Origin of the sequence: Kribbella sp., from assembly GCF_035655035.1 — a bacterium.
GTDB lineage: Bacteria > Actinomycetota > Actinomycetes > Propionibacteriales > Kribbellaceae > Kribbella.
This window is the reverse complement of the sequence record NZ_DASRVN010000118.1, coordinates 1-14,756: the sequence shown is the minus strand read 5'-3', so window position 1 is coordinate 14,756 and position 14,756 is coordinate 1. Positions and strand designations below refer to the sequence as shown.

General features: G+C 69.6%; 11 protein-coding genes and 1 pseudogene. 8 read left to right on the top strand and 4 right to left on the bottom strand.

What is annotated here, in order from left to right:
- Positions 1-501 (bottom strand): annotated as a pseudogene (locus VFF46_RS06805) (hypothetical protein); the annotation flags it as partial.
- Between the two features lie 151 nt (positions 502-652).
- On the opposite strand from VFF46_RS06805, the gene coaA reads away from it, so the two are divergent.
- Positions 653-1,606: a type I pantothenate kinase gene (coaA, locus tag VFF46_RS06800; protein ID WP_325036163.1), complete on the top strand. Its 954-nt coding sequence runs from the start codon at positions 653-655 to the stop codon at positions 1,604-1,606.
- Positions 1,607-1,614: 8 nt separating this feature from the next.
- On the opposite strand, the gene VFF46_RS06795 is transcribed toward coaA, so the two are convergent.
- Positions 1,615-2,805, bottom strand: a complete 1,191-nt coding sequence (locus VFF46_RS06795) for an MFS transporter (RefSeq protein ID WP_325036162.1) — start codon at positions 2,803-2,805, stop codon at positions 1,615-1,617.
- Between the two features lie 104 nt (positions 2,806-2,909).
- Between VFF46_RS06795 and VFF46_RS06790 the strand changes: the two genes are divergently transcribed.
- The 6 genes from VFF46_RS06790 (at position 2,910) to murQ (ending at position 10,998) form a co-directional block, all read left to right on the top strand.
- Complete coding sequence (locus VFF46_RS06790; protein WP_325036161.1) at positions 2,910-3,422, top strand: 4'-phosphopantetheinyl transferase family protein; 513 nt, start codon at positions 2,910-2,912, stop codon at positions 3,420-3,422.
- Between the two features lie 103 nt (positions 3,423-3,525).
- On the top strand, positions 3,526-6,108 hold the full coding sequence (locus VFF46_RS06785) for a glycoside hydrolase family 3 N-terminal domain-containing protein (RefSeq protein ID WP_325036160.1): 2,583 nt from the start codon (positions 3,526-3,528) through the stop codon (positions 6,106-6,108).
- Between the two features lie 11 nt (positions 6,109-6,119).
- On the top strand, positions 6,120-7,394 hold the full coding sequence (locus VFF46_RS06780) for a DUF1343 domain-containing protein (protein ID WP_325036159.1): 1,275 nt from the start codon (positions 6,120-6,122) through the stop codon (positions 7,392-7,394).
- Between the two features lie 59 nt (positions 7,395-7,453).
- Positions 7,454-9,130, top strand: a complete 1,677-nt coding sequence (locus VFF46_RS06775) for a serine hydrolase domain-containing protein (RefSeq protein ID WP_325036158.1) — start codon at positions 7,454-7,456, stop codon at positions 9,128-9,130.
- A 36-nt stretch (positions 9,131-9,166) separates the two neighbouring features.
- On the top strand, positions 9,167-10,054 hold the full coding sequence (locus VFF46_RS06770; RefSeq protein WP_325036157.1) for a MurR/RpiR family transcriptional regulator: 888 nt from the start codon (positions 9,167-9,169) through the stop codon (positions 10,052-10,054).
- A gap of 59 nt (positions 10,055-10,113) precedes the next feature.
- Positions 10,114-10,998, top strand: coding sequence for an N-acetylmuramic acid 6-phosphate etherase (gene murQ / locus VFF46_RS06765; protein ID WP_325036156.1), 885 nt, complete (start codon positions 10,114-10,116; stop codon positions 10,996-10,998).
- Here murQ and VFF46_RS06760 read toward each other — a convergent pair.
- Together VFF46_RS06760 and VFF46_RS06755 are read right to left on the bottom strand one after the other, a co-directional pair.
- Entirely contained in the window at positions 10,995-12,152 is a 1,158-nt protein-coding gene (locus tag VFF46_RS06760; protein WP_325036155.1) for a low temperature requirement protein A, read from the bottom strand. The genes murQ and VFF46_RS06760 overlap by 4 nt on opposite strands.
- A gap of 10 nt (positions 12,153-12,162) precedes the next feature.
- Positions 12,163-13,608: a ketol-acid reductoisomerase gene (locus VFF46_RS06755; RefSeq protein WP_325036154.1), complete on the bottom strand. Its 1,446-nt coding sequence runs from the start codon at positions 13,606-13,608 to the stop codon at positions 12,163-12,165.
- A 206-nt stretch (positions 13,609-13,814) separates the two neighbouring features.
- Between VFF46_RS06755 and VFF46_RS06750 the strand changes: the two genes are divergently transcribed.
- The coding region (locus VFF46_RS06750; protein WP_325036153.1) for a LysR substrate-binding domain-containing protein at positions 13,815-14,756 on the top strand (942 nt) is incomplete at its 3' end.

Genomic DNA, 14,756 nt, shown 5'->3' with positions numbered 1-14,756 from the left:
CGAGGCGAGCAGCCGTGCGTACGCCCGGACCCGGCCGAGGTCCGGTACGACCGCGCCGTCGCGGAAGAAGATCGATCCACCCGAGTAGCCGCGGCGGACCGCGCCGGACGGCTCGTCCCAGTGGTCCAGCATCCGGATCGGCACCGCGGGCCGTTCGACGACGGTGAAGTCGCCGCTCATCCACTCGAAGTACCGCAGCAGGTAGAAGTAGCCGTACAGCAGCCCATGCCCGCCCTCGGCCGCGACCACCAGATCGTTGCCTCGTCGCACCACCACGAATCCCTCGACGCCGAGGCCGTGCTCGGGCAGCGCCGCCTCGACCTCCTGCCACAGGGCGGTCTCGCGGAGCCGGCTCATCGTGCAGATCGCTACCCGGACCTCGGTCCGGAACCGCCGGGTCTGCCGCACCTCGGCCCGGATCGTCTGCGCCAGGACACCGGAGGCATGCACGGTCACGTCGGGCAGCCGCTGGGTGGCCAGCCAGGCCAGGTCAGCACTCATCGGCGCTGATGCTTACATATCAGCCGGTCACGGAACGGTGACCGAAAGTTTCGAGACCGTACCGTAGCTGAGACACCTGTGCCGGAGCTGAGACCAAGGCCACGCCCGCCCGATGTGGGTGCATCGCGCGCCGATGGGAACAATGGGCCACATGCTGCAGCCGTCGCGGGAGGTGACTCCCTATACCGAGCTCGACCGGGACACCTGGGCCCAGTTGGCCGAGACAACGATCTCCCCGCTGACGGCGGACGAGGTGGAGCGGCTCCGTGGTCTCGGCGACGAGATCGACATGGACGAGGTCCGGGAGGTGTACCTGCCGCTGTCCCGGATCCTGTCGCTGTACGTCCGGCACGCTCGCGCGCTGCACTCCGACACCGAGAGTTTCCTCGGCAAACCGGTCGCCACCCGCACCCCGTTCGTGATCGGCATCGGCGGATCCGTTGCTGTCGGCAAGTCCACCACCGCCCGGCTGCTCCGCGAACTGCTGGCCCGCTGGCCCGAGCACCCGCGGGTCGCGCTGGTCACCACCGACGGCTTCCTCTGGCCGAACGCCGAACTCGAACGCCGCAACCTGATGCAGCGCAAGGGCTTCCCGGAGTCGTACGACCGCAAGGCGCTGCTGCGCTTCGTGGTCGAGGTGAAGTCCGGGATGGACACGGTCGAGGCGCCGGTCTACTCGCACCTGCACTACGACCGGATGTCCGGCGTCCGGACCACGGTCGAGCAGCCCGACATCCTGCTGCTCGAGGGCCTCAACGTCCTGCAGCCGGCGCCGCGGCACGCGGACGGCAAGAGCGGACTGGCGGTCAGCGACTTCTTCGACTTCTCGGTGTACGTCGACGCGGCCGCCGACGACATCCGGTCCTGGTACGTCGCACGTTTTCTGAAACTGTGGGAAACGGCGTTCCGCAACCCCGAGTCGTACTTCGTCCGGTACGGCGAGCTGAGCCGCGACGAGGCGATCAAGAAGGCCGAGTCGCTCTGGGACGGCATCAACGGCCCGAACCTCCGCGAGAACATCCTCCCCACCCGCCCCCGCGCCACCCTGGTCCTCCGCAAAGGCCCCGACCACGCGGTCCGCTGGGTCAGACTCCGCAAACTCTGACCCCCACCTCACCGCCCCGGCCAGCGGGAAGCTTTGACCGCCGGTACGACGGCTAGGGCGACGACGGCGGCGGTCAGGGCGAAGGCCGTCGGGTAGCCGATGCCGGAGACGACTGCCCCGAAGGTCAGAGCGCCGAGGCCCCAGCCGCCGTCGTACGCGAGGTTCCAGAGCGCGCTGACCTGCCCGTAGCGTCCGCGGTCCACGCGGTCGTACATCAGCGTCAACGTCAGGTTCTGCGCGGCGCCGAACCCGATGCCGAAAGCGATGGCGCCGAGCAGGATCGCGACCGGGCTGGGCAGGAACACCAGCGATCCCGCGCCGACCGCCGCGAGCACGAGCGCCGGAGCGAGGAGCTTCGCCGGCCCGACCCGATCCGCGTACCGCCCGGCCACCCAGCGCGCGAGCGGCGCCGCGCTCGCCTGCAGCAGAAGCGCCGTCGCGACCATCGACTGCTTGCCCGCAGCAACCGCCAGCGGGAGGAACGTGACACTGATCCCGGCCGCCACCGTGACCGCCGCGAACACCAGCGACGGCATCAACAACCCACTCCCCCGCACCCCGCCCAGCACTCGAACCTGCTGCTCCCCGGCACCAACCTCCCCGGCGCCGAGCTCACCAGCGCCGACCTTGGCGGGCAGACCGGTCAACGCGACGAGCCCAGCGAGCGAGCTCACCGCAGCCAGCACGAACAGCGCACCGAACCCGACCACGTGCGTCAGATACACACCAAGCGGCAGCCCGATCACCGCCGGCACTCCGACCGCCACGCCGTACACCCCCAGCGCCTCACCACGGCGCGCCGACGGCGTCAGGTCCGCGACCAGCGCGACCGCACCAACCACCAGGATCGCGAGTCCCGCGCCACGAACGACGCAGACCGCGAGGACGATCGGCAGCGACGCGGTAGCGAGCAGCACCAGCGCCGGCGCGCCGAGCAGGACCAGCCCGAGCCCGAGCACGACCCGGTACCCCCAGCGCGCGAGCATCCGCGGTACGAGCAGCTCGACGGCAACCGCGGAGAACATCATCGCGGCCGTGGACAGCCCGGCGCCGATCCCGCCGGCGCCGTTGGCCGCGAGGTAGAGCGGTACGACGGAGGTCAGCAGGTACATGCTCAGCCCCGAGCCGAACACCATCGCGAGCAACTTCGCGAACCGGGTGTCGACGAGCCGGACGGTGGGGATCTCGCAGACGGTCATGGCTCGACGTTAGAGCGCAACCGGTACGTCCTACAGGTCCAGTCGCACAGCGCCGCAGAGGACCAGTTCCACCGGGGTATTTGTCGACAAGTTATCTTCTAGCCGTGGCTGGCCCGGTGCACCTCCGACTCGCAGCGGCCGGCACCGAGCCGCGCCGGACCGCCCACGCACTCCTGCTCGAGCTCGCGAGCACCCTGGTCGACGATCCGGTACTCACCCACGACGACACCGGTCGACCGCGGATCCCCGGCCTCGCGGTGAGCATCAGCTACAGCCATCGGCTCGTCGCCGTCGCCGCGTCGTACGACGGCCCGCTCGGCATCGATCTCGAGGAGGTCCGCCCGCGCGCGACGGACCGGATCGCCAACCGTTGGTTCGCCCCACAAGAGCTGCGGTGGATGGAGCGGCAGCCGGACCGGTTGCGAGCGTTCCTGCAGCTGTGGACCGCCAAGGAAGCCGTCGGAAAAGCGCTCGGCCCGGGCCTGGCGAACGGCGGCCTGCGTCGCCCGACGCCCGCCGGGTTGACAGTGATGCACGTGCCGACGACCGAGGCCGCCGTACTCGCCGTCGCGCTCCCGACCCCCGGCCCCGGCGCGCGGTACGTCACTGACTCTTGACCCACCGTGCGCGTGTGGGTAACTTTCGCGTCTCGGGGGAGTATGAGTAATTCAATTACTTTGGCGTTCGCCCCTGCCCGCCCGGACTGAGTTGGTGACACCGATGGAACTGACCCGACGCCAAACCCTCGGACTTGCGGCGGCCGCCGTCGCCGGAACGACGGTTTCCGCCCTCTCCGCAAGCACTGGGTCCGCGACCGCTGCCGCCGCGCCCCCGCACCCCGATCGCTGGGTCCGGGACACGCTGCGCCGGATGACCCTCGAACAGAAGGTCGGCCAGCTGTTCGTCTGCTACGCGTACGGCCCGACGGCCGCCACCGCCGACGCCCGCAACACCAGCCTGTACGGCGTCGCGACACCGGCCGAGGTGGTGGCGAAGTACCACCTCGGCGGTGTCATCTACTTCACCTGGACCGACTCGGTCCGGGACCCGGCGCAGATCGCGGGGCTGTCCAACGGCCTGCAGGCGGCCGCGCTGGCGAACGCCGGCGTACCGCTGCAGATCGGCACCGACCAGGAGTACGGCTCGGTGGTCCGGGTCGGGCCGCCGGCGACCCAGTTCCCCGGCGGGATGGCGCTCGGCGCGACCCGCTCCCCCGCGTTCGCGCGGTCCGCGGGCGCGATCGCCGGCCGGGAGCTGAAGGCGCTCGGCATCACCACCGACTTCGCGCCGGACGCGGACGTCAACGTGAACCCGCTGAACCCGGTGATCGGCGTCCGCTCGGTGTCCTCCGACCCGGCACTGGTCGCGCAACTGGTCAGCGCCCAGGTCAAGGGTTACCAGCGCGACGGCGGGATCGTCTCGACCGCGAAGCACTTCCCCGGTCACGGCGACACCGCCACCGACAGCCACACCGGCATCCCGGTCATCGATCACACCCTCGAGGAGTGGACCCGGATCGATCGGCCGCCGTTCGAGGCCGTGATCCGGACCGGGATCCGCTCGATCATGACCGCGCACATCGTGGTCCCGGCGCTCGACCCGTCCGGCGATCCGGCGACGCTGAGCCGGCCGATCCTGACCGGGATCCTGCGCGAGCAGCTGCGCTTCGACGGCGTGGTGATCACCGACTCGCTCGGCATGCAGGGCGTCCGGGACAAGTACGGCGACGCGGAGATCCCGTTGCGCGCGATCGAGGCGGGCGTCGACCAGCTGCTGATGCCGGTCGATCCCGGTCTCGCGTACAACTCGGTCCTGAACGCCGTCCGCGGCGGCCGGATCAGCGAGGCGCGGATCGACGAGAGCGTCACACGTATTCTGCAACTGAAGTACGACACCGGACTGGTCGAGCGCCCGTACGTCGACGTGTCCCGGATCGCGCAGATCGTCGGTACGCCGGCCAACTACGCGGAGGCCCAGCGGATCGCGGACCGCAGTACGACGCTGCTGCGCAACGACGCCGACCTGCTGCCGCTTTCCCCCGCGCCGCGCAAGATCCTCGTCACCGGGTACAGCCCTGCCACCTTGTCGACGGCGCTGCAACGCCGGGGCGCGGCGACCGTGGTGAAGGACACCGGTACCACGGCGACCGACGCCAAGATCACCGACGCGCTGGCCGCCGCCCAGACCGTCGACCTGACCGTTGTGCTGACCAACAAAGCATGGGACACCGCTGTCACCGACAAGCTGGCCAAACAGCAGAAGCTCGTCAACGGCCTGCTCGCGACTGGGCGTCCGGTGGTCGTGGTCCCGGTCCGGGACCCGTACGACGTCGCGTACTTCGACGCGCCGCCGACCGCGCTCGTCACGTACGGCAGCACAGTGGTGTCGATGGAGGCGCTTGCGAAGGTTCTGTACGGCGAGATCGCGCCGGCCGGAAAGCTGCCGGTCGCGATTCCCGCCCATCCGGAAACTTCGGAAACACTGTTTTCCTTCGGACACGGACTGACCTTCGATCCGCGGGACACCCGGCTGACTGTTGCCTCGTACAACATTCATGCCGGTGCCGGCGAGGACAACGTCTTCGATCTGGACCGGACCGCGCAGGCGTTGAAGGCGCTGGACGCGGACATCATCGGGTTGCAGGAGGTCGACGTCCACTGGGACAAGCGCAGCAACTGGCTGGACACGATCGCGGAGCTTGCGGCGAGGCTCGGGATGTACCCGGCGTTCGCGCCGATCTACGACTTCGATCCGCCGGCCGCGGGGCAGCCGCGGCGACAGTACGGCGTCGGGGTGCTGTCGCGCTTCCCGTTGGTGAGCGTGCAGAACCACGCGATCACGAGGCTTTCCACGCAGGACCCGAATCCGGTGCCGGCACCGGCGCCCGGGTTCCTCGAGGTGGAGGTCGACGTGCGGGGGCGGCGGGTCCATGTGTACTGCACGCATCTTGACTACCGCGGCGACCCGACGGTCCGGCGGATGCAGGTAGCCGACACTGTCGGGATCCTTGCGCAGGACCCATCGACGGATCTGCAGATTCTCGTGGGTGACTTCAATGCCGAGGCGAAAGCGCCGGAGCTCAGCGGGTTGTGGACCCGGTTGACCGACTCGTGGTCGGCGGCCGCGCGGACCGTCGGCGGGCCGAGCACCTACCCTGCGGTGGCCGCCGACAAGCGGATCGACTTCGTGACCGTCGGCGCCGGGTTCACCGTGCGACGGGCCGAGGTACCGGCCGAGGTTCCGCTCGCCGAGGCCGCCAGTGACCACCGGCCGATGATTGCCGACCTCTCGTTCCGTTCCTGAGGAGACCCGACATGAAGCGACGTAGTTTGCTTGCCGGGGCCGGCGCGCTGGCCGCCGCCCCGCTGATCGACGTACCGGCCGCGCAGGCCGTCTCGAACCGGAAGGTGCTGACCGGCGCCGAGGTCCTCGCGAACAGCGGCTGGAAAGCGCTGGCCGGGCAGCAGGTCGGCGTGATCAGCAACCCGACCGGGATCCTGCCGGACCTGCAGCACATCGTCGACACGATGCACGCCTCCGGCGCGGTCGACGTGGTCGCGGTGTTCGGTCCAGAACACGGTTTCCGCGGCAGCGCGCAGGCCGGCGGTTCGGAGGGCGACCACGTCGACCCGCGGACCGGGATCATGGTCTACGACGCGTACGGCGCGAACGCGGACAAGCTCGCCGCCCTCTACGCGAAGTCCGGCGTGGAAACCGTCGTCTTCGACATCCAGGACGTCGGCGCCCGGTTCTACACCTACATCTGGACGATGTACGAGGCGATGCTGGCCGCCGTCCGTACGGGTGCGCGGTTCGTCGTCCTGGACCGCCCGAACCCGGTCGGCGGGTACGCGCGCGGCCCGATGCTCAAGCCCGGCTACACGTCCGGCGTCGGAAAGAAGGAGATCCTCCAGCAGCACGGCATGACGGTCGGCGAACTGGCCCGGATGTTCGACGCCGAGTACCTGCCGCTGGAGCCGAACGGTGGGCGTCTCCGGCAGCTCACCGTCATCGAGGTGTCCAACTGGAAACGCGACCAGCTGTACGCCGACACCGACCTCACCTGGGTGATGCCGAGCCCGAACATGCCGACCCCGGACACCGCCCTGCTCTACCCGGGCCTATGCCTGTTCGAGGCCACCAACCTGTCCGAGGGCCGCGGCACCACCCGTCCGTTCGAGCTGATCGGCGCGCCGTACGTCGACTACCGCTGGGCAGCGGCGCTGCAGACCAAGGAGATCCCGGGCGTCGCGTTCCGCGAGGCGTACTTCACGCCGACGATCAGCAAGAACGCAAACGTGCTGTGCGGCGGACTCCAGGTACAGATCACCGACCCGCACCGGGTCGAGGCGATCACCGCGGCGACGCACATGATCGTCGAGGCCCGTAAGCTCTACCCCGAGTTCACCTGGCGGGCGGAGACCCCACCCGGCCGGTGGATCGACCTGCTGACCGGATCCGATCGGTTCCGAACCATGCTTTCGGCGGATGCGACCGCCGAGGAGATCGTGGCAGCCTGGAGGTCCGAGACGGACGCCTGGACGGCCCGGCGCGCGAAGTACCTGCTCTACAAGGGAGCTCACCGATGAAGCGGCGGGCTTCCCTGAAAATAGGCACAATCACGACAATCTCTGCGGTGATACTCACGATGGCTACCCCTGCCGTTGCTGGCGGCAACCACTCCGGCTGGTTCGACCACCCGTACGACGGGTACGCGCCGAAGTCCACGCTGCTGCGCGACGACACCCCGGCGAAGGCCGGCCTGGACCCGGCGCCGATCGACGCCGCGCTGGCCCAGGTCGCCGGCTGGACGAAGCCGAGCGGTACGGCGAAACCGTTGTACGCCGGGGCCGTCACGCTGCTCGGCCACGACGGGAAGATCGTCACCCGGACCGCCACCGGCATGGCGCTGAAGTACGCCGACGGCGCCGGCACCGAGCTGCCCGCGGACCAGCAGATCCCGATGCGCACCGACACGATCTTCGACATGGCGTCGGTGTCCAAGCTCTTCACGTCGATCGTGGTCATGCAGCTGGTCGAGAAGGGCAAGGTCGACCTCGACGCCCCGATCGCGACGTACATCCCGGAATTCGCGGAAAACGGCAAGGAAACCGTTTCCGTGCGGCAGGCACTCACGCACACCAGCGGCTTTCCGTCCTGGCTGCCGTTGTGGAGCTCGCAGCCGGATCCGGCGTCCCGCCTGCACATGGCGCTGACCGCGAAACTGCAGAACAAGCCCGGTACGACGTACCTCTACAGCGATCTGAACCTGATCGCCCTCGGCGAGCTCGCGCACCGGGTGACCGGCAAGACGCTCGACAAACTGGTCGCGGACGGAATCACGAAACCGCTGCAGATGCGCGACACCGGCTACAACCCGGACCCGAAGAAGAAGCCGCGGATCGCTGCCACCGAGTACCAGTCGTCGCCGCCGCGCGGGATGGTGTGGGGCGAGGTGCACGACGAGAACGCCTGGTCCCTCGGCGGTGTCGCGGGCCACGCAGGCGTTTTCAGTACCGCGGACGACATGGCAGTACTCGCGCAGACGTTCCTGAACGGCGGCAGCTACCGCGGCGCGCGAATCCTGAAAGAATCCTCAGTCACCGCGATGATCACGAACTTCAACCAGGCGTTCCCGGGCAACGACCACGGCCTCGGCTTCGAGCTCGACCAGCGGTGGTACATGGGCGGCCTGTCCGGCCCGCGCACGGCCGGCCACACCGGCTACACCGGGACGTCGATCGTGATCGACTTCGACTCGCGCTCGTTCGCGATCCTGCTCACCAATCGCGTGCACCCGAGCCGCAACTGGGGCAGCAACAACCCGGCCCGGCGCGCGGTCGTCCAGGGCCTCGCGCTCGCCCTCGGCGTCGGCCCGCGGCACGGCAAGGACGCCTGGTTCTCCGGTACGACGGACAACTCGACGTCCACGCTCGCGACGAAGGTCGACGTACCGGCGGGCGGCGCGAAGCTCGCGTTCGACCTGTTCGTGGACACCGAGGACTCGGATCTGCTGTACCTGGAGACATCCGCGGACGGCACCACCTGGACCAAGGTCCCGTTCGAGGTCAGGGATCGTGGCACGGTGACCGGCACCGACGGTTCGATCAGCGGATCGGGCGACCGGCACTGGCACCAGGTGACCGCCGACCTGGCCCCCGGCCCGCAGACGATCCGCTGGCGCTACACCAGCGACCCGCTGTACCAGGGCCGCGGGGTGTACGTCGACGGTGTGAAGATCACGAGCGAGAGTGGTCAACTTCTCGACGGTGAACGGGCGCCGGAATCATTTACCGCAACAGGTTGGAGACTTTCGCGTCGGTGACCCCATCTCGTGCATAGGCGCCGTACCGTGGCTGTCATGAATTCAACAACCTCTCCAGAACCCACGGGGCCGCTGCTGGTCCGGGTCCGCGCGGTGATGCCCGCGCTGGCGCCGGCCGAGCAGCGGGTGGCGAACGCGGTCCTCGCGGACCCGGGCGGAGTGGCGGCGATGACGATCTCCGAACTGGCCGAGGTGGCCTCCACCTCGGAGACCACGGTCATCCGGTTCTGCAAGCAGATCGGCGTCCCCGGCTATCCGCAGCTCCGCCTGCAGCTGGCGGCCCAGTCGGCGCAGGAGAGCGTCCGTCCCGAGGTCGGCGGGGACATCGAGCCCGGCGACTCGCTGGCGGACGTGGTCAGCAAGGTGTCGTTCGCGGACGAGCGCGCGGTCCGGGAGACCGCGCAGCAGGTCGACGTGAACGCGCTGGCGAAGGTCGTGGACGCGGTCGCGAAGGCGCCGCGGGTCGATCTGTACGGTTTCGGCGCGAGCGCGTTCGTCGCGATGGACCTGCAGCAGAAGCTGCACCGGATCCGCCGGGTCGCGTTCGCCTGGAACGACGTCCACGTGGCGCTGCCGAGCGCGGCCCTGCTCGGCGACGGCGACGTGGCGATCGGGATCTCGCACACCGGTACCACGGTCGAGGTCGTCGAGGCGCTCGAGGAGGCGGCCAAGCACGGTGCCACCACGGTCGCGGTGACCAACTTCCCACGGTCGCCGCTGGCGAAGACGGCCGACCTGGTACTCACCACGGCCGCGCGCGAGACGACGTACCGCTCGGGGGCGATGTCGAGCCGGATCGCGCAACTGACGGTGATCGACTGCCTGTTCATCGGGGTCGCGCAGCAGGTGCTGCCGGACGCCCGGAAGGCGCTCGAGGAGACCGCCACGTCGGTCCGCGGGCACCGGTTGAAAGGCTCCGAGTAGCAGCCTGTCAACATTCAACCGAATTGAAAAACCTTCAGTAGAAAACTAACATCGATCCCGTGACCTCACCGACCGAGCAGCGCAACCCGAGGACGCTGGCCATCGACGCGGTGGGCACGTCCGAGATCCTCCAACTGGTCAACAACGAGGACGCCCTGGTAGCCGGGGCCGTCGGCGCTGTGATCCCGGAGCTGACCAAGGCCGTGGACGCCGCGGTCGAGGCGATCCGCGGCGGCGGCCGGGTGCACTACTTCGGCGCCGGTACGTCGGGACGCCTGGCGGTCCTGGACGCGGCCGAACTGCTGCCCACGTTCCACGTCCCCGACGGCCTGGTGGTCGCCCATCACGCCGGCGGCATGCAGGCGCTGCTCCGCGCGGTCGAGAACGTCGAGGACTCCGAGGAGGGCGGTGCCTCCGACGCGGCCGCCGTCACCGGCCAGGACCTCGTCGTCGGCCTCGCTGCTTCCGGGAGTACGCCGTACGTCGCCGGCGCGCTGAAGGCCGCCCGTGCCGCCGGGGCGACGACCGTCCTGGTGACCTCGAACCCCGACGCCCCGCTGGCCCCGCTGGCCGACATCGTGGTCGCCGCGGACACCGGCCCCGAGGTGATCGCCGGATCGACCCGGCTGAAGGCCGGCACCGCGCAGAAGATGATTCTGAACGCGTTTTCCACCACGCTGATGATCAAGCTCGGCCGGACCTGGTCGAACCTGATGGTCGACCTGGTCGCGACCAACAAGAAGCTCCGCGGCCGGATGGTCCGGATCCTCGGCGAGGCCACCGGCGCCGACGAGGCCGCCTGCGAAGCCGCGCTGGCCGAGGCCGACGGCGAACTCAAGCCGGCCCTCGTCCACCTGCTGACCGGCACCCCGATCCCCGAGGCGCGCGCCGCCCTGGAGACCGCGCACGGACGGGTGGCGACCGCGCTGGCCGAGCTCGGCTAACGCCGTACCGGCGGCCTGATCACCAGCGTCGCTACGACCAGGGCCATGAATACCGCGGTCAGCGCGAACGGGACCGGGATCAGCGGATCCAGCAGCACCAGCACCGCGCCCAGCGGTACGACGACGTTCACCACCCGGTCGGCGTTGTCGCGGATCGCGATCCACCAGATCCCGAGGACGAAGATCGCGATCGGGATCGTCACCGTGTAGGACGCGGCCACCTCGCTCAGCTCGGTGTGGTGCGTGATGCTGTCGATCTCCACCTCGATCCCGGCCGAGAACGCACCGGCGGCGGCGAACACGAAGTAGTGCACGTACCCGTACCGCAGCGACCTCCGCAGCGTCGTGATCGCGGTGTGGTGCGGCGGCCAGAAGTAGATCCACCACAGCGAGGCGGTCACCACCAGCGTCAGCACCGACAGCGCGATCAGCGGGCCGAGCGACTCGTGGTCGTGCAGCGCCTCGATGATCGCGTTCGCGGACGCCAGCAGGCTCTCGCCGAGCAGGATCAGCGTGAAGAGGCTGTACCGCTCGGTGATGTGGTGCGGGTGCCACGGCGTCATCCCGCGCCGCTCGGCGACCACCGGTACCGAGATCTCGGCCGCCACCAGCACCACCAGAACCGGCAGCTGCACCGCCGCCGGCAGCACCAGCATGACCAGCCAGAGCACCTGGACGATCGCGATCCCGCCGGCGTAGAACAGCGTCGCGCGCCGGCTGGATCCGGCCGAGTGCGAGGCGCGCAGCCATTGCGCCACCATCGCGATCCGCATCACGACGTACGCGAGGACCACGATCCGGAAGTCGTGGTCGGTGAAGACCCGTTCGATGCCGGCCGCAAGGACCAGGACGCCGCTCATCTGCACGATGGTCAGCAGCCGGTACAGCCAGTCGTCGGTGGCGAAGGACGTGGCGAACCAGGTGAAGTTCATCCACGCCCACCAGATCCCGAAGAACACGATCGCGAACGACAACAGGCCGTCGCCGACGTGCTTCTCGGACAGCGCGTGGTGCAACTGGGAGGCCGCGACACTCACCGCGACCACGAACACCAGATCGAAGAACAACTCCAGCGACGACGCCACCCGCCCAGGCTCATTCGGATCCCGCGGCCGCATCGGTACCAACCGGGAACGAGTCATCTCGAGCGCCATGGCCCATAGGCTAAACGGAGATGTTCACAGATGGGCGGAGCTTGGCGGCTGCGGCGAGGGCTTCGTGGGCGGGGTTGTTCAGGAAAGCCTTGATCAGCTGGTCGTCGGCCGGCTGGCTCAGGTGTGGCAGGGCGATCTGTTCGTACGCCGCCTGGAAGCGCGGGCCCCAGCGCCGGGTGCCGAGGCGGGCCGTGCGGGAGCAGTTGTCGACCATGTACGCGACGTCGCGGGCGTGCATGTACGGCAGCAGCGAGTCGACCGCCTCGATCACCGACTCGTTGACGATCTCCGACCACGCGTGCCCACGGGCGGCGAACTCGTCCACCTGCGCAGTCATCGTCGCCACGAACAACCCAGCCGTCACCGCATCCACGGCCAACTCCTCCGCACCACGGCTCGCGTGGACCTCGGTGCTGTGGGACCACATCGGGCTGCCGCCGATGTCGGTCATCGGGCGGTCCGCGAGGCGGCGCTCGGCGAGGATCACGCTGCGCAGTTCGGTGCCGTCGGCAACCTCGTCGTAGATCTCCGCGACCAGGTCCCGGGCCGGCCGGTACGCCGCGCAGTACGCCCGGTCGAACAGGTCCACGTCGCCGCACTTCGCCCGTACCGCGGTGATGCCCTCGTCCGAGATGGTCCGCGCGATCGGACCGGTGATCGCCTCGGTGGACCGCCGGTACGCCGTCACCGGATCCGCGCCGTCGATCCGGAAGTACCGGTACAGCGCCTCGACCAGCCCGTGGACCGCGCCGAGCAGGATCGCCCGCTCACCGACGATGTCCGAGTGGTACTCGTCGGAAAGCGTTGTCGCGAACGTGTACGGCGACCCGAGCGCGACCGACCACGCCAGCGCCCGGTCCCACCCGTGACCGTCCGGATCCGCGTGGACGGCGATGCTCGCGTTGATACCGGCGCCGTTGACGGTCGCGCCCTGCTGGTACAGGCGGCGTACCGAATCCCCCATCCCCTTCGGGCAGACCGCGATCACCGGGTGCCCGTCCGGGAACCCGCTGCCCCGCTCGCGCAGGTGACCGAGCAGGAAACCGTGGGACAGGCCAATGGTCGCGCCGGGTTTCAGCACCGCGAAGATCTCCTCGTGGTGCGCCGCCAGCGCCGCGTCGGCGATCAGCAGGATCACCAGGTCGGCACCCGCCGCCACCTCCAGCCAGTCCCCCAGCGTGCCGTCGTCCTCGCGGAACCCGTTTCGCCGAGCGTCTTCCGCGGACCGCGATCCCGGTCGCAGCCCGACCGCGACGGTGATTCCGGTCCCGGCGAGCGAGTCGCGCAGGTTCAGCGCCTGCGCCCGCCCCTGCGGCCCCCACCCGATCACCCCGATGCGCTCCACCCCGTGCAACGCAACCGGCAGCAGCGGGAACAGGTCCCGCCCACCCCGCACGATCGCCTCGGTCCCACCCGGGACCTCCATCGCCTCGACCCGAAACACCGAACTCTCCATGCGCCCCAGTCCACCGCCCCACCCGGCCTTGCAGCAAGCGCAACCTCCGCACCGCGTCGTTGCAGGATGTGGAACACTCATCCGCGTACCGAAGAACGGGTAGTGGTCGCCGGACCGGCACCTCGGCAGGCGTAGCTACCCCGGCAGGGCGGGCGAAAGCCCGACCACTACCCGTCCTTCGGTACGGGAGAACAGGAGGTCATCAGTTGGAGCAGCGGGAGCTGGAGTTGTTCTTGCATCTCGGGCGGTCGTTGAACTACGGGCGGACCAGCCTGGAGTGTCATGTCAGCGCGGCGACGCTGACGCGGACGATCCAGCGGCTGGAGGTACGGGTCGGCGCGCGGTTGCTGGACCGGGGGCCGCGGGGCGTGATGCTGACGGCGGAGGGGCGGCGGTTCACGGCGTACGCCGAGAAGGCGTTGGCGTTGTGGGCCGACTACCGGGCCGCGTCGGAGGAGCCGGCCGATCTGACCGGCGAACTGCGGATCTTCGCAACCGTGACCGCCTGCCAAACCCTGCTGCCGAACCTCCTCCGCCCGCTGCGCGAACAGCACCCGCAGATCCGCCTCGACATCCGTACGGGCGACGCCGCCACCGCCCTGGCCCGCCTCGACGAAGGCGAAGTAGACGCCGCCGTAGCCGGCATCCCGCCCCGCCTCCCCCAAACCCTCATCACCCGCACCGTAGCCGTAACAGACCTGGTCCTCGTCCAATCCCGCAACACCCCACCCGGCACCCCACCCACCGGCCCATCCGCTGGTCCTCCCGCCACCCCACCCACGGGCTCGCTCGGCAGCCCGCCCGCCGGTTCTCCCGCCGCCCCACCCACGGGCCCGCTCGGCAGCCAGCCCGCCGGTGCCCCCGGCCCGTCCGCGGCCTGGATCGGGGGGCCGTTTGTGGTGCCTGCTCGGGGGTTGGTTCGGGAGGGGGCGTTTCGGTGGTTTCGGGGGATGGGGGTACGGCCAACGATTGCGGCGGAACCCGACGGGCATGAGGCTTTGCTCGCCTTGGTGGCGTTGGGTTGTGGCGTAGGCGTAGTACCAAGATTGGTGCTGGAGTCGTCCGCCGTACGCGATCAGCTGGAGGAGCTCCCGGCGGACCTGGACCCGCTCACGATCGGGCTTTGCGCGCGCCGCGCCGACCTGCAC